At 45.9% G+C, this 20,006-nt stretch carries 15 protein-coding genes; 4 read left to right on the top strand and 11 right to left on the bottom strand.

Annotated features, from left to right (window positions below; translation table 11 throughout):
* The first annotated feature begins 12 nt into the window (after positions 1-12).
* Positions 13-789, top strand: a complete 777-nt coding sequence (locus tag GX419_08970) for a Mut7-C ubiquitin/RNAse domain-containing protein (GenBank protein NLI24822.1) — start codon at positions 13-15, stop codon at positions 787-789.
* Here the strand turns inward: GX419_08970 and GX419_08965 are convergent.
* The 5 genes from GX419_08965 to recF form a co-directional block, all read right to left on the bottom strand.
* Entirely contained in the window at positions 763-3,417 is a 2,655-nt protein-coding gene (locus tag GX419_08965; GenBank protein ID NLI24821.1) for a hypothetical protein, read from the bottom strand. The two genes, GX419_08970 and GX419_08965, sit on opposite strands and share 27 nt — an antisense overlap.
* Positions 3,418-3,719: 302 nt before the next feature.
* Complete coding sequence (locus tag GX419_08960) at positions 3,720-4,325, bottom strand: tetratricopeptide repeat protein (protein NLI24820.1); 606 nt, start codon at positions 4,323-4,325, stop codon at positions 3,720-3,722.
* 416 nt (positions 4,326-4,741) lie between these two features.
* Positions 4,742-6,109, bottom strand: a complete 1,368-nt coding sequence (tilS, locus tag GX419_08955; protein NLI24819.1) for a tRNA lysidine(34) synthetase TilS — start codon at positions 6,107-6,109, stop codon at positions 4,742-4,744.
* Complete coding sequence (locus GX419_08950) at positions 6,106-6,396, bottom strand: DUF721 domain-containing protein (GenBank protein NLI24818.1); 291 nt, start codon at positions 6,394-6,396, stop codon at positions 6,106-6,108. The genes tilS and GX419_08950 overlap by 4 nt, the downstream gene beginning before the upstream one ends.
* The gene (recF, locus tag GX419_08945) at positions 6,383-7,507 is read right to left on the bottom strand and encodes a DNA replication and repair protein RecF (protein ID NLI24817.1); all 1,125 of its coding nucleotides are present in this window, start codon (positions 7,505-7,507) and stop codon (positions 6,383-6,385) included. The genes GX419_08950 and recF overlap by 14 nt, the downstream gene beginning before the upstream one ends.
* Positions 7,508-7,649: 142 nt before the next feature.
* Between recF and GX419_08940 the strand changes: the two genes are divergently transcribed.
* A complete protein-coding gene (locus tag GX419_08940; protein ID NLI24816.1) occupies positions 7,650-8,345 on the top strand; it encodes a tetratricopeptide repeat protein in 696 nt (231 codons plus the stop codon).
* Between the two features lie 27 nt (positions 8,346-8,372).
* Positions 8,373-8,867, top strand: a complete 495-nt coding sequence (locus GX419_08935) for a 6,7-dimethyl-8-ribityllumazine synthase (protein ID NLI24815.1) — start codon at positions 8,373-8,375, stop codon at positions 8,865-8,867.
* Between the two features lie 92 nt (positions 8,868-8,959).
* Here the strand turns inward: GX419_08935 and yidC are convergent, their stop codons facing one another.
* From yidC to GX419_08915, 4 genes are all read right to left on the bottom strand, one after another.
* Positions 8,960-10,855 (bottom strand): membrane protein insertase YidC, encoded by a 1,896-nt coding sequence (gene yidC / locus GX419_08930; protein NLI24814.1) that lies wholly within the window; start codon positions 10,853-10,855, stop codon positions 8,960-8,962.
* A 42-nt stretch (positions 10,856-10,897) separates the two neighbouring features.
* Complete coding sequence (locus GX419_08925) at positions 10,898-12,556, bottom strand: CTP synthase (GenBank protein ID NLI24813.1); 1,659 nt, start codon at positions 12,554-12,556, stop codon at positions 10,898-10,900.
* A gap of 41 nt (positions 12,557-12,597) precedes the next feature.
* A complete protein-coding gene (locus tag GX419_08920) occupies positions 12,598-14,619 on the bottom strand; it encodes a DUF349 domain-containing protein (protein NLI24812.1) in 2,022 nt (673 codons plus the stop codon).
* Between the two features lie 169 nt (positions 14,620-14,788).
* Positions 14,789-15,235, bottom strand: coding sequence for an Hsp20/alpha crystallin family protein (locus GX419_08915; protein NLI24811.1), 447 nt, complete (start codon positions 15,233-15,235; stop codon positions 14,789-14,791).
* 208 nt (positions 15,236-15,443) lie between these two features.
* Here GX419_08915 and trmD point away from each other — a divergent pair, with 208 nt between their 5' ends.
* Positions 15,444-16,157 carry a tRNA (guanosine(37)-N1)-methyltransferase TrmD gene (gene trmD / locus GX419_08910; protein ID NLI24810.1) on the top strand — a complete coding sequence of 238 codons (714 nt, stop codon included), beginning with the start codon at positions 15,444-15,446 and terminating at the stop codon, positions 16,155-16,157.
* Between the two features lie 15 nt (positions 16,158-16,172).
* On the opposite strand, the gene GX419_08905 is transcribed toward trmD, so the two are convergent.
* Positions 16,173-16,703: a hypothetical protein gene (locus tag GX419_08905; GenBank protein ID NLI24809.1), complete on the bottom strand. Its 531-nt coding sequence runs from the start codon at positions 16,701-16,703 to the stop codon at positions 16,173-16,175.
* Positions 16,704-17,208: 505 nt separating this feature from the next.
* Positions 17,209-19,656 (bottom strand): hypothetical protein, encoded by a 2,448-nt coding sequence (locus tag GX419_08900; GenBank protein NLI24808.1) that lies wholly within the window; start codon positions 19,654-19,656, stop codon positions 17,209-17,211.
* Positions 19,657-20,006: the final 350 nt, after the last annotated feature.

Genomic DNA, 20,006 nt, shown 5'->3' with positions numbered 1-20,006 from the left:
AAGATCCGGGCAATGAAAAAATATTGCATGTTCCGCTTTTATGCAGAACTGAATGATTTTCTGAGGCCGAAGTACCGGCAAAAGGCTTTCCCCTACCTTTTCAACGGCAATCCGTCGGTGAAGGATGCCATCCAGGCTATCGGTGTACCGCATACCGAAGTGGATCTCATTCTGGTTAACGGGAATTCAGTTTCCTTCGGTCATCATCTTCAGCCCGGGGATCAGATATCGGTTTATCCTGTTTTTGAAACACTGGATATTTCGGATGTTACTCATCTCAGGCCCCGGCCTCTGCGTAAACCGAAATTTGTTCTGGATGTCCACCTGGGAAGGCTGGCCAGGTACCTGCGTCTGGCCGGATTCGATACAGTCTATGAAAATTCCCTCGGCGACAGGGAGATTATTGATATTGCCCGTTCCCAGAAACGCATCATCCTGACCCGCGACCTCGGAATACTGAAAAATGACCGTGTTACCCACGGCTACTTCATCAGGTCCGATAATCCCCGCACCCAGATTCAGGAGGTGGTAAACTATTTTTCATTGCACAAACTGGCCCAACCGTTTTCCCGCTGTACCCGCTGCAACGGAAAGGTTAAACGGATTTCGCGGAAAGAAGCCGAACCCAGGGTCAGTAAACGTACGTTCCGGTTTTATCGCCGCTTTTATTGCTGTACCTCCTGCGGAAAAATCTACTGGGAAGGTTCCCATGTAGGCCGCATGCAGAAATTTCTCAGTGAATTGCTAACTCCCGCAGGTTTGCTACATCAGGATGGCATTGAAAAGTAATTTGTAGTTTCCCTGCATGGAAGCCCTGAATACCGGTGAAAAGGAGAAAAGCACCAACTGTCCTTTTCCTTTGGTAATCAATACTGCCGTGGGAAGTTCTGATAAAAGCTCTTCCTTGTTGCAGTATCCGCTCATAAGGATATCCTTTTCGGGGAAACTGCCGATCACCCGGCGGTCCATATCGAACCCGGGTACAAACGTCCGGAAAGCCGGCCGGCCACGGTAAAAAACTCCGGCTGATGCAGGCATTCCATACGTCAGGGGATGATCGGGAAGAAAATTGACTTTCATCAGAGAACCGGGGCAGACCAGTCCCGACCTGGATAAATTCTCCGAAATATCGCGGAAGGGGAGGACAAACTCTTCTTTTTCTTCCTTCACCGTTTTATCACTGACGGTATCATTCTCATTAATTTCGAGCATTCCTTCAAACAAACTGACAGACCTTCCCCAGGCGACAATCCTTCCTCCTTTGTTCATAAACCTGAGCACTTTTTCCAATCCGTTCTTGCCCATTCTTTTTGCATACTCAGGAGGATAATCGGCTGTCATATAGCTGTCGCTTCCTCCTCTGTATTTTCCTTCCATCAGAATCGATTTATTCTGGTCGGGAAATATCAGTATATCGGCTTTGATTTCCTTTTTGGGGTCGGCAAGGTCCGACGGCCGTATAACTTTATAGGGTATATGGTACTGGTCCAGTAGGAAGCGGGTCCATCCGGCATCCATATCATGGAACCAGCTTTCGACCAGTGCTACGGAAGGAAGCCTGACCGGTTGAAGAGAAGGAAGATTTTTACGATCGGTAAAAACCGGTTCGAACGTCAGCGATTGAACCAGTTTGTTCAGGGCATCGTAGGTTTCTTTTCCGGCTGAAATGACAAAACTGCCCGACGGATAAACATTTTCTCCCATGGTAACCGCTGTACCGGTTCTCTCCACTTTCAGCCCGCCGGTCAGAGCGCTGAAAGCCGCAGAAAAACTGCCGTTGTTGGCTGCACTGAGCAATACGGTATTTTTTCCGGAGGGCACTGATTTCGATATCCTCAGCGTATAGGGTATGGAAACCTTCCTGAGGGAAGCATCGAGCAGGTCATCTGTTTTCGGAATTTCCGTGCATTTCAATGATCTGTGCAGGGGCAATGACCAGGAGGTTATGTCGTAGGGCTGAATCATTTCCCCTCCGGGGGTGTAGTGTCGTTCGGGAAAGGCTTGTTTTTCCATCACCTCTTTGATGAAAGGCCGGAACGGCTGGGCGAGAGGTATGGCAATGTCGCCTTTGTGAAACAACAGGTTGTTGATCTTCACGTCCGAAGCAAGTTCGTAAACATCAATTCCATGCTCATCCAGAAGGTTTACCAGGTTGACCAGTTCGCTCTGATCGGGCTGGCCGGCAGGAAGAATGTAATAGGCAGGCGACATGCTGCGGCCATTGGCCACTTCTTTTCTGCACAAGTCATTGCGCAGTCTGAGGATATCAGCGCGGTACACGGCGGCTGTTCTGAGCAGTGACCAGGTAGATTCTATTTCGTACTGAACGATATCGCCCAGTCTCCACCATCCGCCGGGCCAGGGCAGGGGCATGTTGATGCTCTTTTTGTAATCGCCCAGCCCTTTGCCGTCAACCTGCAGTTCGTTCTTCTCAATCCACACAGGAGAGGCCACATTGGCACTGGCACATTCGGTCAGCATGCCGATCATGTTTTTCCAGATGGCCGTTTCCGTAGAACCCGGCCAGTAATCGTCGAACAGGTATTCCTGGGTCACGCCCGCCAGACCGGCGGCGGTCATGTCTTTGGCCATGGCTGAGCCAAATACCCGCATCCAGTTCCATATTGCTTCGTTCACATTTTCGGCAATCGGATCATGCGGAGGAGGCGCAAAATAACGCACATCCGTAGCCCCCATCTGGTGCTTCTCAATCATTACCTGGGGAAACCATTTTTTGCTGTACAACTGGTTAATGGCCCTGGTATCTTCCTGCGAAAGGGAAATGAAATCCCGGTTGTTGTCGTGCCCCACATATTTGTGATAAACTCCCGGAAGGGAGCATCCTTCATATTTGGTTCCTTTGTATTTGCGGTAATTTTCAACAACCATCTGCATTCCGTCAGGATTATGGCAGGGAACCATCATAAACACCACCTGGTCAAGCCACTCTTTCATACCGGGCTTCTTCAGGTTGACCAGATCCCAGGCTATAATCGGTGCGGCCTGCGACGGGCCAACCTCTTCGGAATGCATGGAGAGGGTTGCCAGAACAAATACCTTTCCTTCGCTGATCAACTGATTCCTTTCCTGTTCGCTCAGGTTTGCCTCCAGTGCAAGCTTCCGGTTTATCTTTCCCAGCTGGTCAAGATGCTGGATGTTCTTCTCGGAAGAAATAAACACCACATACATTTTCTTTCCCAGCGGGCTTACACCGATTTCTTCCATCTTCATGAGCGGAGATTGTTCATCCAGCTTACTGAAGTAAGTAATCAGCTGGTTGTAATCGATAAGCTCCCGGTCAGTTCCCGGTTGAAAACCAAAATACTTTGAGGGTTCAAGATTACCCGGAATTTGTCCCCGGCCGGCGAAAGCTGTAAACAGGAAAAGGAATGCGTACAGGAAAATTTTTTTATTCATATCAGCAGATTTTGTTGCCTGCTAATATACATCTTTTGCCCGCATCCGCGCACAGGCCTTTATGCGGGCTTTACTTTGCCTGTAATTCCAACATTCCGGCAGAAAGCGAAGGTTTTTTTGCCTTTCCCGCGAAAAAAAATCTTCAGAACCAAATTTCAAAAATAACATCAGCCCTGAAAGGGCGACATTATAGTAGAATCAAGATAGAGAAGATAAACAGGAGCCCTGAAGGGGTGGCATTATTGGCTGTTTTATAATATCACCCCTTTGGATTTTGTCTGTACAGCTTGGAAAAGCAAGAATTACTGATTATCCTTTTCTTTTTTGCTGCGATAAGCAAACAGTTCGCCTATGATGCTGTCAATACCTTCAAAGTTGAGTTCCCGGGCTTTCATTAAATCGGAATAAGCCCCATTTTTATCATTGATTTCGTACCGGAGCAGGCCTCTGTTATAATAGGCAACCGCAAAGGATGGATTCAGGGCAATGGCCCTGGTATAGGCATTCAGCGCCTGTTCATAATTCCCCAGGTAGAACAGCGTGATTCCCATAATATTGAAATTCCGCGGATCGGAAGGATTTAGCTCTGACGCGTGGCTCGCCGCCTTGAGGGATTTTACATATTGTCCGTTTTCAAGATACAATATGGCAAGCTTTGTGCACAGGGTCGCTGAGGTATCATTCGCACTGATATATTCTTTCAGTAGTTTAATCGCCTTGCTGTACTGTTCTTTCTGAGCTGCTTGTTCTGCCTGCATCAGCACCATGCTGTAATAATCCGGTGCAATCTGCACGGAAGCGGTATTATTGGCCTCATATACAGGAGCTCTCTGCTGGGTCGACTCGGAAGGCTGCGCAAAAAGTGCCAGCGGAACCAGAAAAAGTGAAAGGATCAGGCAGGTTTTCATAATGGTAGGTTTTAATTTCTAGATAAAGATACGTCGCCGCTTTTAGAATGTTCCCTAAAAAAGAGTGATGTTAATTTTGACATTGGATGATGTGTGTCACCATCTGTTGCATCAGAACAAAAAGAAAAAGGTGCCGGAAAAAATTCCGGCACCTTTCATCAACCCTAAATCAAACTACCAGCATTAACCTTTACCCTAAACAACTAATACTAAAGCCTATGAAAAAAACCTGTTTCTCTTTCTGCAACGAAGCATCCAACCATGATAACCCTTATCGCTTCCTGCAAACCCTCAATGACCGGTAATTTGTCTGTACAAATGTACGGGTAATTCATATATTGGTTACCGTTTTGCTGTTGAGTTTTGCTAATGAAAAAAATGATCTTTGTTCTGTGAAAAGGTGATATAGATCATCTTTATTCGGGAGGGAAATATTCAATGTACAGGATGTTCCTGGTTTTTTCAGTTATCCGGTAGCGATGATCGATGCGATACCCGATGACCCAGACAATTTCGCCCGCTGAGGTCAGGAGCCAGATTCGCTTTTTTAACGGAACAGGTATCTTTTTATCGGTAAAAAAGTCGCTGATTTTTTTTCTTCCTTTCATTCCCAGTGGAATAAAAGCATCACCGGTTTTCCATTTCCTCAAGACCAGCGGAAACTGAATTTTATCGTAATCGAGTGAAGCCACCAGAGGAGAATCAGGCAGAAGATACCCGCGCGGTCTGGGGAAGGAAATGATTTTCATATTCACGGGGAATGTCAGCGAGCGAATTCCTTCTTCAATTTCGTATTCTTCGTCGGCAGGTTCCTGTATTTTCTCTATGTACAGGTTTTCCCGGTCCTTGGTGATCCTGTGGGATGATGAGCAGAAGGTCTTTCCTGATTGTGCGTTCAGATTTGCGTAAACCGCATCAATTATATCGGGATGAAAATGGAAGGGAGCCAGGTATTCCGTGAGCAGATTTTTGGCGTCGGGCCACTGGTTCAGCCGGGATATGCTGATGCGGGTCATCCCTTTTTCAATGTCAGCAACGTCGTTTATGAACTCCCCAAGTCGTCGGGAACAGATCTGGTAGCTGTTTCCAAGCTTTTTCATAGCCTGGAGCAGGTTTTCAGTGGCACCGGGATAGATGGATTCGAACAGGGGGATCAGGCGGTGACGTATTTTGTTCCGCAAATACTTTTCGGTTGGATTGGAAGAGTCTTCCCTCCAGCTTATGCCGTTGCGCCTGGCATATTCTTCAATTTCGGCTCTGTTGGTAAAAAGAAGAGGACGGATGAATACGTCCTGCATGGCGGGCATTCCTGCCAGGCCTTTAATGCCTGAGCCCCGGGCCAGGTTGATAAAAAAGGTTTCGGCCTGGTCATCCAGGTGATGGGCCATGGCAACCTGCGTATAACCATACTGCCTGCACAGCTCTTTAAACCATCCGTAACGCAGTTCACGTGCTGCCATTTGCAGGGAAATTCCCTGCAGAAGTGCATGGCGTTCCGTTTCGAAACGTTGAAGGTGAAAGGGAATCCCGTGTTGGTTGGCCCATTCTCTGACAAATGCCTCATCATCATCTGATTCTTTGCCACGCAACTGAAAATTGCAGTGGGCAATTCCCTGGACCCTCCCCAGACAATGCATGGCATGGGCCATGACCATCGAATCAATTCCTCCGCTCACGGCCAGAAGCACTTTCGAATGGCTTGTGAAGAAACGGTTCTCTTCGGCAAAAGCCTTCAGCCGCTCAGTAAACTGGTCTTCCGGTTTTGAGGCGTGCATCGTTTTCACCTGAACACAATTTTTTCGATAACATGACCCCCGGCGGCATCATTCAGCCGGGATGTCAGTTGTTCCCTCATCATGAAAACCTCGTTGCGTATAACGGCCGAGTCAAATTCCACAAAAAGAATCCGGTTGCGGATATAGGTTTTGACCGTATGGGAACGTACGTAAGACCCCACCACCTCATCCCACGCATTCAGAATCCGGGCTTCTTTCATCTTCCTCCCGATCTGAAATTCCGACAGAATGTCTTCCAGTATCTGGCCGATATGCTGTGTTTCACTTCGCCTCATCCGATGATTCAATAAGATGGATACTCTGGTCGCTGATCTCAAAGATACGGTAATTGCTTCTGGTTTCGTTAATAAACGTTCGTATCCTGTTCCGGTTGGTGTCGGCAATGAAGATCTGACCAAAATGGTCGTCGGCTGCCAGATGGATGATTTTCTGCACCCTGTCGTCATCGAATTTATCGAAAATGTCGTCCAGAAGCAAAATGGGCTGTTGACCGTTCCACTGGCGTATAAAGTCCGATTCGGCCAGCTTGAGGGCAACCAGAAAGGTTTTTTGCTGGCCCTGCGAACCAAACCTTCTCAACATATGGTCATCAAGGTCAAGCAGCAGGTCGTCCTTGTGAATTCCGATGGTTGTGTACTGCAGAATCACATCTTTTTCAAAGTTCTGGCGCAGGAGATCGCCGAAATTTCCATCCGACAGATGGGAATGGTAACTCAGGCGAACCTGCTCCCGGTCAAATGAAATCGTGCTGTAATACTTCTGAAATACCGGCACGAGTTCGCTGACAAACTGTTTTCTTTTTTCGAATATTCGCTGTCCGGCAGGAATGAGCGTCATATCCCATACTTCCACCTCCTCATAGCGGGCTGGGACTTTGGTGGACATCTGTTTCAGAAGGGCATTCCGCTGGGTAAGAATGTGGTTGTAAGTGATCAGGTCGTCGAGGTAGGCCTGGTCATATTGTGCGATAACGGCATTCATAAAACGGCGGCGTTCATCACTCCCTTCCCTGATCAGGGCCGAATCCTCGGGTGTAACTATTACCACCGGAAGAAATCCTATATGTTCCGAGAGTTTCTGATATTCTTTCCTGTTGCGCCTGAACTGTTTTTTCTGGTGGCGTTTTACTCCGCAGGTTATGTATTCTTCAGCACCTTCCCTTTCAAACCATCCTTCTATCAGCATAAACTCTTCGCCGTGCCGTATGTTCTGGGTGTCGACCGGATTGAAGTAGCTCTTGGTCATGCAGAGATAATGAATGGCATCCAGAAGATTGGTCTTGCCAACGCCGTTCTGTCCTGTAATTATATTGATCTTGGGACTGAATTCGGCAGAGGCCTCCCTGAAATTTTTGAAATTGACCAGTGATAAGCGTTGCAGATGCATATGAACCTTCTCTGATGCAAAGGTAGCAAACCTCATCAAACTGTCTTCTGAAAATTTGTATCATTGTGCGGAAAAAATTTCGCCAAACGGGTTAAAAAATATACTTTTGCGGTTGCCTTAAAAAACTGAAAAAACATTTTCTATGGTCAAGGTAAAAAAGGAAGACAATGCACCAAAGGGTGTTGAAACGGTCGATACAGCGCTGACACGGACAGAGAAATTCATTGAGCAAAACCAGAAACTGCTGACAACTATTGCCCTGGTCATTCTGGGAGTGGCGGCAGCGTATATGGCTCTCCGGCGGTTTGTCCTTCAGCCGAGGGAAGCGGAAGCTCAGAGAGAAATGTACGTTGCGCAGGATTATTTCGCCCAGGATTCATTCCGGTTGGCCCTGGAAGGCGACGGCAACCATCTTGGATTTCTTGATATAATTGATAATTATAGTTTTACGAAGTCAGCCCGTTTGTCAAAATATTATGCCGGATTGTCGTATCTGCATATGGGCGATTTTGACGAAGCAATCCGCTATCTGAAAAAATTTAAAACGAAGAGCGAAATGATCCGGAGCATGGCATACGGTGCCCTGGGAGATGCCTACAGCGAGAAAGAAGAATACGAAGATGCCGTGCAGTATTATACCAAAGCGGCCGGTGTTTCGCCCAACCAGCTAACTACCCCTGTATATCTGATGAAAACCGCCCAGATATATGAAATGCAGGGCAAAAACAAGGACGCGCTGGCTATTTACGAACGGATCAAAAAGGAATTTCCCCAGTCGAACGAAAGCAATACAATCGATAAGTATATTGCCCGTGTAAAAGCAAAAATGGAGCAATAATCCGTTTTTGGCGGAACACAGCATCCAATGGCCACTGCAGGAAAAAATCTTTCCGATTTCGGAACCGGACCTTTGCCGGAGGCAAAGGGATACCGGTTTGGTATTGTGGTTGCTGAGTGGAATCAGGAAGTAACAGGTAAACTTCTTGAAGGTGCGGTAAATACCCTGATTCGCTGCGGGGCTTCAAAAGAGGATATTCAGGTCATTCATGTTCCCGGGAGTTTTGAACTTCCCCTGGGAGCTGCCTGGCTCGCTGATGCGGGGAAAGCCGATGCGGTGATCTGCCTTGGATGCGTTATTCAGGGAGAAACACCGCATTTTACCTATATCTGCCAGGGTGTAACGCAGGGCATTACCGAACTGAATCTCCGGTACAAAATTCCCTTTGTCTTCGGGGTATTGACCACACTGAACCTCCGGCAGGCTCTCGACCGCGCCGGAGGAAAGCACGGGAACAAGGGAGATGAGGCCGCTATAACAGCATTGAAAATGCTGGCGGTTAAAAAAAACCTGAAGGTATAGTTGGCGAAAAAACGAACGAAGAAACGGTTGGTGCCAAGCACCAACCGTTTCTTCGTTATCTGTTTCAGGAATCTGGAGCTTCGGTCAGAGGCTTATTTCTTTTTCCTTCCGGTGGAAATTTGCTTGCCCGCCTGCTGACGTTTGGCAGCCTCCTCCAGTGCCATCTGAAACCGTGACTTTTTCACCGGCTTTTTCTTGTTCTCGTTGAGTTTTGCCAGAAGTTCCTCTTCATTGATCATCTTTTTGAACAGGTAGTTCTGCCCGAATGTGATAACGTTGGTGAGGAAATAATAATAGGTAAGGGCAGCAGAGAAGTTATTCAGGAAGAACATAAACATAACGGGCATGATGTACATCATGGTCTGCATGCCGGGCAATTGCGTCGAAGAGGCTGATGTCTGGTTGTTCATCTTGATGGACATGATCGTGGTGACCGTCATCAGGATGGTGAAGAGGCTGACGTGGTTGCCGTAAATGCTGCTGAGAATGGGAATATGAGCCGACCAGCTGATAATGGAGTCATAGGTCGATAGGTCATCAGCCCACAGGAAGCCTTGCTGGCGCAATTCGAAAGAGGTAGGGAAGAACCGGAACATGGCAAAGAGAATCGGGAACTGAAGCAACATCGGCAGGCATCCTCCCATAGGATTGACTCCAACCTTTTTGTAAAGGTTCATGGTGGCCTGCTGGCGTTCCATGGCTTTTTCCTTGGGAATTCTGGCATTGATTTCATCAATCATCGGCTTCAGCACCCGCATTTTGGCCATGGAAAGATAACTGCGGTAGGTGAGAGGCAGTAAAGCCGTCTTGATAATGATGGTCAGAATCAGGATAATGATGCCGTAGTTCGATATAAACCGGTTCAGAAAATTGAAAATGGGAATAATCACAAACTGGTTGATCCATTTAACAATCCATTTTCCGAGAATCACCAGTTCCTGAAGGTCGTCTCCTTCTTTTTTCAGTGTGGTAAAGTGATTGGGCCCGAAATAAAACGACATGCCAATGGTATTGTCGGCATTGGGGTTATAGGGTACTCCCAGAACTGCTGAAAACTTTCTCAGATAAGGGCTTGGTTCGGGAATATGCACCGAAGTTACCTGTCCGTTGGCAAAACTTTCATCGGCAATAAGAACGGAAGCAAAGAACTGCTGTTTAAAGGCCACCCACTTAACTTTTACGTTGAGTTCGGCCGTGTTTTCCCCCTTTTTTGACCGGGGATTCAGGTTTTCTACATCACCTCCGGCATATTTGTAGAAAATGGTCGTATAACTATCTTCATTCTGCCGGCCTTTTTCAAGCTGAGGTATGTAGGCCTGCCATTCGAGATCCAGCGAATTGATATTCTGGGCAATCACATCCTGAAGGCCGACGGTCTTTACATCCAGATTGACCCTGTAGGACCCGGGTTTCAGGGAGTAAACATATTCAAGGTACTTGTTTTCGCCAATGCTTACCCTCAGAGGAAGCACAACGGAATCTTTAGTGGCAAGGAATGTCCGTTGGTTTACCTGCGGGGTAAAGATCAGTTCCTGGGTTGATACTTTACGGTTCTGGGCAAAAAAACCGAGGGAAAATACGGTGGAATCCCCGTCGAAAAGCACCAGCGGCAGGGAATCGTACCGGCGGTATTTTTTTATCTGAACGGAGTATGGACGCGCTCCTTTGGTGGATATTACCAACCGTATCAGGTCGTTTTCCAGTGTGATGAATTCCGGTGTCCCTTCAGTGGCAGAGGCAAAAGGGCCGAATTTTTCCTGCCGTTCCACTGCCTGCTCCTTGATCAACTCCGGCGATGAAGCTTTCAGAAGGGAATCGGCCTGAAAAGCCTTTGCTCTTTCTTCCTGCTGAGCCTGCTGTAAGGCGGCAATGGAATCAGCCCTGTGCCGGGCCGCTTCCATCTCTTCCTTCGACGGTTTATTAATGATGCTGAAAACTATGAAAATAAGACCGATTAAAATAAGTCCTATAACTGTGTTTTTATCCATGCTGAATGTTTCCCGTGGTTTATTTTACTTCAACTCATTTTGTCAGGACGGAAGCCTGGCAGTATCTTTTTTTGCTGATTTTTCCCGTTCCTTCTTTTCTTTGTATTCCAGAGCGGCTTTGACGAAGGCCACAAAAAGGGGATGGGGTTCCTTCACGGTTGACCTGTATTCGGGGTGGAACTGAACACCGACAAACCAGGGATGTGAAGGAATTTCCATAATTTCAACAAGGTTGGTATCGGGGTTGATTCCGGTTGCCACCATTCCGGCTTTTTCAAAAGCTTTCAGGTATTGGTTGTTGAATTCAAAACGATGCCGGTGGCGTTCGCTCACCTTGAGTTTACCATAGGCCTCCCAGGCAAGCGAGCCCTTTTTGATATTGCAGGGGTAAGCCCCCAGCCGCATGGTGCCTCCCTTGTTGGTGATGCCCTTCTGGTCTTCCATCAGGTCAATAACCGGATAAGGCGTGTTCCGTGCAATTTCGGTGGAATGCGCTTCTTTTAAACCCAGTACATTCCGGGCAAATTCAATTACCGCACATTGCATTCCCAGGCAAACCCCAAAATAGGGTATACGGTTTTCCCGTGCATATTGCGCCGCGAGGATTTTCCCCTCAATGCCGCGGTCACCGAATCCCGGTGCCACCAGAATCCCGCTCAGCGAGCCCAGCAATTCATTGATATCTCCTCTTTCGATGTCTTCCGAGTGAATGAACTGCAGGTCCACCTTGCATCGGTTCATGGCACCGGCGTGAACAAACGATTCATTGATGGATTTGTAGGAATCGTGCAGTTCGACATATTTACCGACAAGCCCTATGCGGACTGTCGAACCGGGGTTCTTGATGCGGTTCACAAATTCTTTCCACTCCTTCAGCTGGGGGTTTTCTCTGGCAGGAAGGTTCAGTTTCTTCAGAACGATCAGGTCAAATTTTTCTTTCTGCAAAAGGAGAGGGACTTCATAAATGGTGGAAACATCAATGCTCTGCATTACAGCCTCCATCTCCACGTTGCAGAACAGCGCCACTTTTTTCCGGATATCGGTGGTAAGGTTTTTTTCGGTGCGGAGTACCAGAATGTCGGGTTGTATCCCGTTTTCGAGCAATGCCTTTACCGAGTGCTGGGTGGGTTTTGTTTTCAGTTCGCCGGTAGCGGAAAGATAAGGGACCAGGGTAAGGTGCACTACCAGGCAATTTCCCGGGCCAAGGTCCCATTTCAGCTGACGAACGGCTTCAATAAAGGGAAGTGATTCAATGTCCCCGACGGTACCGCCAATTTCGGTGATCACAACGTCGTATTTGTTATTGCCCCCCAGAAGTTTGATGCGGCGTTTGATTTCATCAGTTATATGCGGGATAATCTGGACGGTCTTTCCCAGAAAATCGCCCCTCCGTTCCTTATTGATGACACTCTGGTAAATGCGGCCGGTGGTAACATTGTTGGCCTGGGTGGTGTGAATACCGGTGAAACGCTCATAATGGCCCAGATCCAGGTCAGTTTCTGCTCCGTCTTCGGTAACGTAGCATTCTCCGTGTTCATAGGGGTTGAGGGTTCCCGGATCTACATTGATGTAGGGATCGAGCTTCTGTATGGTGACGTTATACCCATGCGCCTGAAGAAGCCTTCCCAGCGAAGCGGATATAATTCCTTTTCCAAGCGAGGAGGTCACTCCTCCGGTTACAAATATGTATTTTGTTGCCACTGCCTTATATTTTTTTGTACAGTCTCAGCGGTAACCGGTTGTCACGATTCAGAAATGTGCATGTCGATGATGCGGATTTTTTCCTCGAGCTCGGTAATCCGTGCCTTTGCATCATCAATCTTTTTCTGCACTTCACTGATCATTGACTCGGCATTTTTTGACTTGATGAAGAAGCCTATGTTGTTTTCCCAGAGCGAAATTTCGTTTTCCAGCTGTTTAAGTTTTCCAATCAGGCGCTCGCGTTCGGCCTTAATCTTCTGGTTTCCTCTTGGCTTCTGCTGAAGCGCATCGAGGCGGTTCCGGAAACGCAGGAGATTCTTTCTTTCATCATCCATCTTCAGCCCTTCAAAATGACGGGTGATGGCTTCCTTATACCTCTGCTGAACCTGTTCCTTGTCTTTCAGAGGAACAAAACCTATTTCAGTCCAGCGCCTCTGGAATTCTTTCAGGTTGCGGAAGTTTTCCTCCACGCTTTCCACAGGCTGGTATTTCTCGATTTCTTCAATCAGCTCGAGTTTTTTCTTCAGGTTTTCTTCGTACTGGCTGTCAATTCCTGCGTAATATGCCGCTTTCCGGTTGAAAAATTCATCGCAGGCAGCGCGGAAACGTTTCCAGATGGCATCGGAATATCTCCGCGGAACCGGCCCGATTTCCTTCCAGCGTTTCTGGATGTTGATCAGGTCTTCCGTTGTCTTTTTCCACTCGGTACTGTCTTTGAGGGCTTCAGCCTGCAGGCAGAGTTCGGTTTTCAACTGCAGGTTGTTGTGCTGTTCTTCCTTCATTTTCTGGAAGAATTCACGCCGACGGCGGAAGAAATCATCGCAGGCAGCACGAAAACGCTGGTAAATCTTCTGATTTTCCTTCCGCGGGGCAAAGCCTATCGTTTTCCATACCTGCTGAAGTTCGAGTATCTCGCGGTAACGCTTTTCCCATTCTTTCATGGTGCTGATACCCGATGCGGCTATTTCTTCAGCCTTTTCACAGAGGGCGGTCTTTTGTTCCAGATTCTTAACCTGCTGGGATTTCAGGCTTTCATAATATTCATGATGCCGCTTGTTAATCTTGGAAGTAATTTCCTTAAAGCGGTTCCAGATTTCTTCGCGCATTTCGTGCGGCACCGGACCCGTGTCGCGCCACTCCTCATGCAGTTCCTGAAGTATTCTGAACGCCTTTGGCACATCCGGCTCGAGAAGCAGTTCTTCGGCACGCTCACATAAGCTGATCTTTGTTTCCAGGTTTTTCTTGAAGTCCAGATCGCGCAGTTCCTTGTTCAGCTTAATGTAGTCATAGAAAACTTCAACATGGTGGTTGTAAGTTTCCCACAGGTCCTTGACGTTCTGCTGGGGTACGGGACCTATACTCCGCCAGCGCTTCTGAAGTTCCCTGAATTCCTGAAAGGTGGCATTGATTGACTCACTGCGGTTAACCAGTTCTTTTATTTCTTCAATGATCTGGTACTTGGCTTTCAGGTTTTCCTGCTTTTCTTCCTCCTGTTTCCGGTTGTAGTCAGCCCGCAATTCGCGGTACTGATGGAAAACCTCCTTGAATTCCGTTTCCAGCGGGTCTTCTTCGGGATGGAAGTCTTCCATTCTGCCGCCTTCTTCGATGAACTTCTTCCGGCGGCGTTCATTTTCAATCTTGTATTTTTTGTAAAAGTTTATCTTGATCAGATCCGCTTCATCTCCGATCTGATGAATGGGCGTATTGGCGATCAGATTTTTCAAAGCCTGCAGAAGTTCTGCCCTGTCAAGCCGGGAATAATCGGCCGCTTCGGCAGCCTTCGCCAGATCTTCGTGCACGCCTTCAAATTCGTCGGCATGTTCAGGCAATATGCCTTCCTGCTCCGTCAGCAGAACCTCATCCGTTATAATCTCCTCCATGCCATCAGCGTGATCTTCCGCAATAACGGCTGTAAGCTCTTCGTTCCCGGCCGCCGGGGAAACAGAGTCAGTCCCGGATTCGGTAGAAACCGGATCTGCCGTATCATCAGGATTCATAACCGGCCCCTCAGGCTTCGTCGCATGCTCCTGACGAGGATCGTCATTCAGTTTTGCTTCATCCATAAATGTGCTCCACAAATTCCGTTGCGAAAATATACATTTGAGCTTTAATACTCAAAGAATTTTCGTCAATTAAGCGGCAAATTTACGCAAAAAAAAGAGGCAGGGAAAGAACTGCCGTTTTTTTCCCTGCCTGCCAAAGGTTTTCCGGAATACTCTACTCTTCGGAATCTTAGTTGATATGGATTTCCCTCGGAGCCTTTTTCACTGCTTCCGGCTTTTTGGGAAGCCGTATCCTCAGAACGCCGTTTTCATGAGTGGCTTTGATCTTTTCGGTGTCAATGTCATCGCTCAGTTCAAAGAAGCGAGAAAATTCACCTGCAGAAAACTCTCTCCGGTGGTAAACCGAATCTTCTGTTTTTTCTTCTTTGTGCTGGCCTTTAATAACAAGTACCTGATCTTCAACCGACAAGGAAATGTCTTTCTTGTCAAAGCCCGGTACACTGAGTTCCAGCTGGTATTCCGAGTCGGTTTCCAGTACATTCACCAGAGGCCGGTAACCCGGATTGAATTCAGGCAAAAACGGACTGCTGAAAAACGAATCAATCATATCCGACAGACTGCGGAAATCATTCCTGATGGCATTGTTGCTATCGGGACGGAAACGAACGATGGTCATAGTTGTAATTTTTTAAAGGTTTAACATTGATTTTCCGGAACAGGATTTTCAAATTTCATTCCGGCTGATTTTTATGCCATCAGGACAGTAAAATGGCTTACCGAAAAGACAAAATGACAGTAAGAACTAAAAAGATAATGACAAAATGACATTAATTTTTTCTGATGCAATGTTTGGGTTCATTTCAATACCTTTGCGAAAAAGTGGTATGCGTATCGATATTCTGACCATATTTCCTTCCATGTTCCGGGGTCCGTTTGATGAGTCCATAATTAAGCGGGCGAGGGAGAAGGGGTTGGTTGAGATCCACCTGCACAATATCCGTGATTTTGCTACCGACAAACACAAGCGGGTTGATGATTATCCGTTCAGCGGGGGAGGGGGAATGGTGATGATGGTGGAGCCTATTCACAGGGCTATTGAGTTTCTGAAGTCGGAACGCCAGTACGATGAAGTCATTTATACAACCCCCGACGGGGTTCCGTTCAGTCAGCCGCTGGCCAACCGCCTTTCCATGTGTCAGAACCTGATCATCCTTTGCGGGCATTACAAAGGGGTTGATCAGAGGGTTCGCGACCATCTCATAACCATGGAAATATCCATAGGAGATTATGTGCTCAGCGGGGGTGAACTGCCCGCGGCAGTGATTGTTGATGCACTAGTGCGGCTCATTCCCGGGGCTATTTCCGATGAAACTTCGGCTCTCACGGATTCGTTTCAGGATAACCTTCTTGCTCCTCCGGTTTATACCCGCCCGGCCGATTACATGGGCTGGAAAGTGCCGGATATTTTGCTGAGCGGAAATGATAAGCAGATTGAGCAATGGAAGATGGAACAGGCGCTGGAGCGAACCCGAAAACTGAGGCCCGGCTTACTGTCCCATCATGATGTGCCGGAAACAAAGAAAGATTCAGAGAGGTAGCATCGGGCATACCTCTTACCTGGCTGGATCAGCACAAAAAATTTCCAAATACCAATTGAGATTCAAACAATTATCATTCGGAAGTTTTATATATTCAGCGCGAACATTGCCTGAAGTAATTAAAGGATTATTCGGTTCGCTGCTTAATAGCAAACTTTTTTCTCCCGTTCCTTTATCAAAGTTACCAAAATTAAAGCCAAATTCGAATACCCCTTGAGCACAAGCAACATATTCAACGTCTTCTTCCATTAGTATATCAATGATTCCAACTGGTATTTTTACAGAATCAACCCCGAAACACCATTTTATTTTCCTGTCATATAAATAAAAGTCGCCTGAAAAATTTTGACTCTTCAGATAATTTGCAACCAGGCAAAGATTACTTGTTGTTTTTTCTGAAAAACGCAATTCGAGCTTCTCTCTGTTAATCTTCTGTTCAGTAATATTATTTTTTAATTGTTTTTTCCACGTTATTGTTTCATGTCCACATCTTAATGTTAATGCAGATAAAAAGAGAAAAACAACCAGCATTCTGTTGTTTTTCATCCAAACAAAATTGATTTTAAGAGGTCGAATGGAACACCTATGATGTGAATTTTGTTCATAAGTGTTTGAGTTTTCATTACATGGGTGTTTCATCATAATAAAATTGATTTTCAATGGTATGAAGAAACCTGCCTATTGCAGATTTTATTTCCGTTGCGTTTGCGTTTGTATAACATGTGGGTTTCATAATCCACCCCTTCGGGGTTCTGATTGATTCACCTGAAAGCATTTTCTATAATAATTCCATACCTTCGGGGATTCGATCATAATTTTATAACATTTCAAAATATGAGTCAAGACGTTATAATATTAAACCGGATTATGTATTGGGAGCAAAGCGAACTAATGCATAATGTGTTAGCATTTAGCGCAGGCATCCGACTTAACCCCGCTGAAACGGAGTGAAAGCGGCCCTTTAGGCACATGACGATTGTTTTCATGCGCCATGAGGGGTTGATTCTTCCTTATCGGATTGCATTTGATTTTTCTAACGCAATGTTTGCGCTTAATCATCAATTCTTTTGAATTTTATTATTTTGGAATCGTTGAGATGGATTAATCTGTCTTTCAAACGGATCAAAGGAACCGGACTCTCCTTTTTTGCCAATATTTCCGCCCGAATTAGCTCCCCCTTTTTCCATTCCATATTAATTCTATAACCGCCTCTTGCTTTCAGGCCTGTTATTTTTCCTGTTTTAAATTCATCAGGCAATGCTGGTAAAAGATGGATTTCATCCATATGCGACTGAACAAGCATTTCAGCAATGCATCCCGGAAGAGAAGCAGAACCATCTAACTGAAAATGACAATACAATTCGCCCTCTTTATAAAGGTCTTTACGTTCCCAATGATAGTCGGCATGCTGAAAGGTAAGACCGTTTTCAAAACCTTGCTCGGTAAGCATTTCCGTCATGATTTTGTTAGCACGATTCCCGTCCATTAACCTCGTCCAGCACCACATCCGGTGTGCCCTGGCCCAATTACCGCCTGATGCCAGTTCCTGCATCGGAAAACGTCCATCTCCCCTCATGTTTAATGATTTTTTTGCTGCATTTGCCAGCTCCGGAGTTTTTATGGGATTGATCTGGTGTCCGGGGCAAACTGCATATAAATGAGCTATGTGCCTGTGATGGCATTCCGGATGATCGATGTCTTCATACCATTCCTGAAGCTGGCCATGCTTTCCGATTTTTAATGGCAAAAGATTTTGTCTGGTTTTCAAAAGAGTATCAGCAAAAGTGTTTTCGCCAATTATTTTTGCTGCGCATGCCGTGTTGGTAAACAAATCCCATATCATTTCAATATCCTGGTATATTCCCGGAAGGCAATAATAATAGTTGTTACTGATGGAATCGTGAAAGGCAGGATTCAGCCCGTTTTCTGTCATCAGTGCGCCATGCTCGGCTGAAACTGACGGTGCTGTTATTAGGTAGCCGTTCCACCGGATAAGATTTTCAAGCCAAAATACAGATGCATCCTTCAACAGCGGATAAGCTTGCTTTCGAAGATATTGGGTATCCTGGGTGAAGGCAAACTGATCCCATACAGCCTGACAATGCCATGCCGCTCCCATTGGGAACATACCCCAGGGATGACTTCCGATGGGTGCAGCGTGTCCCCAGATATTTCCGGTGGTATGACTGACCCAGCCTTTGGTGCCATAGATCCGCCTTGCCACTTCTCTTCCTGAGATGGAAAGGTTCTCAATCCAATTGATATATGCTTGCTGACATTCTGCCAAATCTGTCGGGCCACATGACCAATAGATTTCCTGGAGGTTTATGTTGCTCTGATAATTACCCGCCCAGGGAGCAACACGAAAGACATTCCAGACACCCTGGAGATTGGCAGGCAGGGTATTAGGACGCGATGAGCTGATAATCATGTATCGGCCAAGATTGAATGCAAGGACTTTATAGCCCGGATCGGAGGCACCGGCTTTAAGTCTTTGAAAGCGCTCGTTTGTCGGAAGTTTTTCCATTTCATGATTGCCTTCTACTGTAAATTTAACCCGGTCGTATAATGCCCTGTAATCAGATATATGTCGTTTTTTCAGATATCCATATTCATTTTTCATAACATTATGAATAATATCTGTAGTTGCTTTCTCTGGTTGAGCGCCTGTGTATTCGGGATATTTCATCTCATAATCTGTTGCAACAGTCAGGTAAATCTCAACTGTATCTGAACTTCTTACCGTCATAAAATTCCCGTCTTTCCCCACTTTCCCTCCATGGTTCCTCATATATACCAGTACATTGAATGGGCGATGATTGTCGTTGATAAACCCTTTTACCTGATAGGTATTCTCTGAAATTTCAATGCTGGAAGAATCCTGCAGAATATCAATTTTTAGATTAAATGAGATCTTTCCGGGACTATTCGCAGAGAATCGCATGGCAAGAACACGATCAGGATAAGAACAGAAATACTCTCTTTTGTATCTGGTCTGGTTCATTTCATATTCAACCGTGCCCAGGGAATGTTCAAGATCCAGGGTTCTTATATAATAATCTGTCCGGGCTTCATGATTCAGAAATTTAACAGATAAATTGCCAACCGATGTAAAATAACCGAAAAGTTCCGATGAACCAAAAAAATTGTTCGATACCAAACTATCAGCTATGAGAGTTTCTCCGTTAAGGATTTTTGCCCTAATTAGCGGAAGGGATTCTTTTGCTTTCGGATTAACACCAGCTTTGGTCCAATTTCCATTGGCAGGTCCGCCTGTCCAAAAACTCTTTTCCGATATGGCAAAAACCTCTTCTTCAACTCCTCCAAAAAAAGAAGCACCAAAATATCCGTTGCCAAGATGCAGGGCCTGGCTATTCCAATATTTTGCTGGATATCTGTACCACAATCGATTGTTATTATCCGGCGTTTTTTCTTTACCAGCACAGGAAAAACAAAGGAACCCCAGCAGGATCAGTTTATTCAGAGTTTTCAGATACATAGAAATAAATATTTTGTAGATGCTCATTTGGTCTGACTAATACATCCATAATTTTATTAACCCCATTCACAAAATATCCCCTTTCAAAATGTTTAAATCCATTTTCTTAATAGTAAGTGTTTTGTTCTAATTGAAAATTCTGGTAAAAGTTTTTGTACAATTAATTATCTGTTAGTCAATAAAATAACAAGAAAAATACTTTGAATAATAATGGTTTGACCCCCTATTTTCTGGACATATTTTTCAAAACAGTTTAGGACGTTCCATTGTCATCCTGTTAAGCAAAGATAGCCCACGCTCCGAATTTGTCAAGGGTAATACGAGCGATGATACTTTATTTTTTAAATTTT

The sequence above is a fragment of the Bacteroidales bacterium genome (assembly GCA_012517825.1).
GTDB lineage: Bacteria > Bacteroidota > Bacteroidia > Bacteroidales > JAAYUG01 > JAAYUG01.
The sequence above is the reverse complement of the archived record's forward strand: the minus strand, read 5'-3'. Positions and strand labels throughout refer to the sequence as shown.

What these genes read in the sequence shown, in the direction of transcription:
- GX419_08915 (NLI24811.1), bottom strand. Translation starts at nt 15,235, where the DNA reads ATGACCATCGTTCGTTTCCGTCCCGATAGCAACAATGCCATCAGGAAT.
- GX419_08960 (NLI24820.1), bottom strand. Translation starts at nt 4,325, where the DNA reads ATGAAAACCTGCCTGATCCTTTCACTTTTTCTGGTTCCGCTGGCACTT.
- GX419_08920 (NLI24812.1), bottom strand. Translation starts at nt 14,619, where the DNA reads ATGGATGAAGCAAAACTGAATGACGATCCTCGTCAGGAGCATGCGACG.
- GX419_08935 (NLI24815.1), top strand. Translation starts at nt 8,373, where the DNA reads ATGGCCACTGCAGGAAAAAATCTTTCCGATTTCGGAACCGGACCTTTG.
- trmD (NLI24810.1), top strand. Translation starts at nt 15,444, where the DNA reads ATGCGTATCGATATTCTGACCATATTTCCTTCCATGTTCCGGGGTCCG.
- recF (NLI24817.1), bottom strand. Translation starts at nt 7,507, where the DNA reads ATGCATCTGCAACGCTTATCACTGGTCAATTTCAAAAATTTCAGGGAG.
- GX419_08905 (NLI24809.1), bottom strand. Translation starts at nt 16,703, where the DNA reads ATGAAAAACAACAGAATGCTGGTTGTTTTTCTCTTTTTATCTGCATTA.
- GX419_08965 (NLI24821.1), bottom strand. Translation starts at nt 3,417, where the DNA reads ATGAATAAAAAAATTTTCCTGTACGCATTCCTTTTCCTGTTTACAGCT.
- GX419_08940 (NLI24816.1), top strand. Translation starts at nt 7,650, where the DNA reads ATGGTCAAGGTAAAAAAGGAAGACAATGCACCAAAGGGTGTTGAAACG.
- GX419_08970 (NLI24822.1), top strand. Translation starts at nt 13, where the DNA reads ATGAAAAAATATTGCATGTTCCGCTTTTATGCAGAACTGAATGATTTT.
- GX419_08950 (NLI24818.1), bottom strand. Translation starts at nt 6,396, where the DNA reads ATGAGGCGAAGTGAAACACAGCATATCGGCCAGATACTGGAAGACATT.
- yidC (NLI24814.1), bottom strand. Translation starts at nt 10,855, where the DNA reads ATGGATAAAAACACAGTTATAGGACTTATTTTAATCGGTCTTATTTTC.
- GX419_08900 (NLI24808.1), bottom strand. Translation starts at nt 19,656, where the DNA reads ATGTATCTGAAAACTCTGAATAAACTGATCCTGCTGGGGTTCCTTTGT.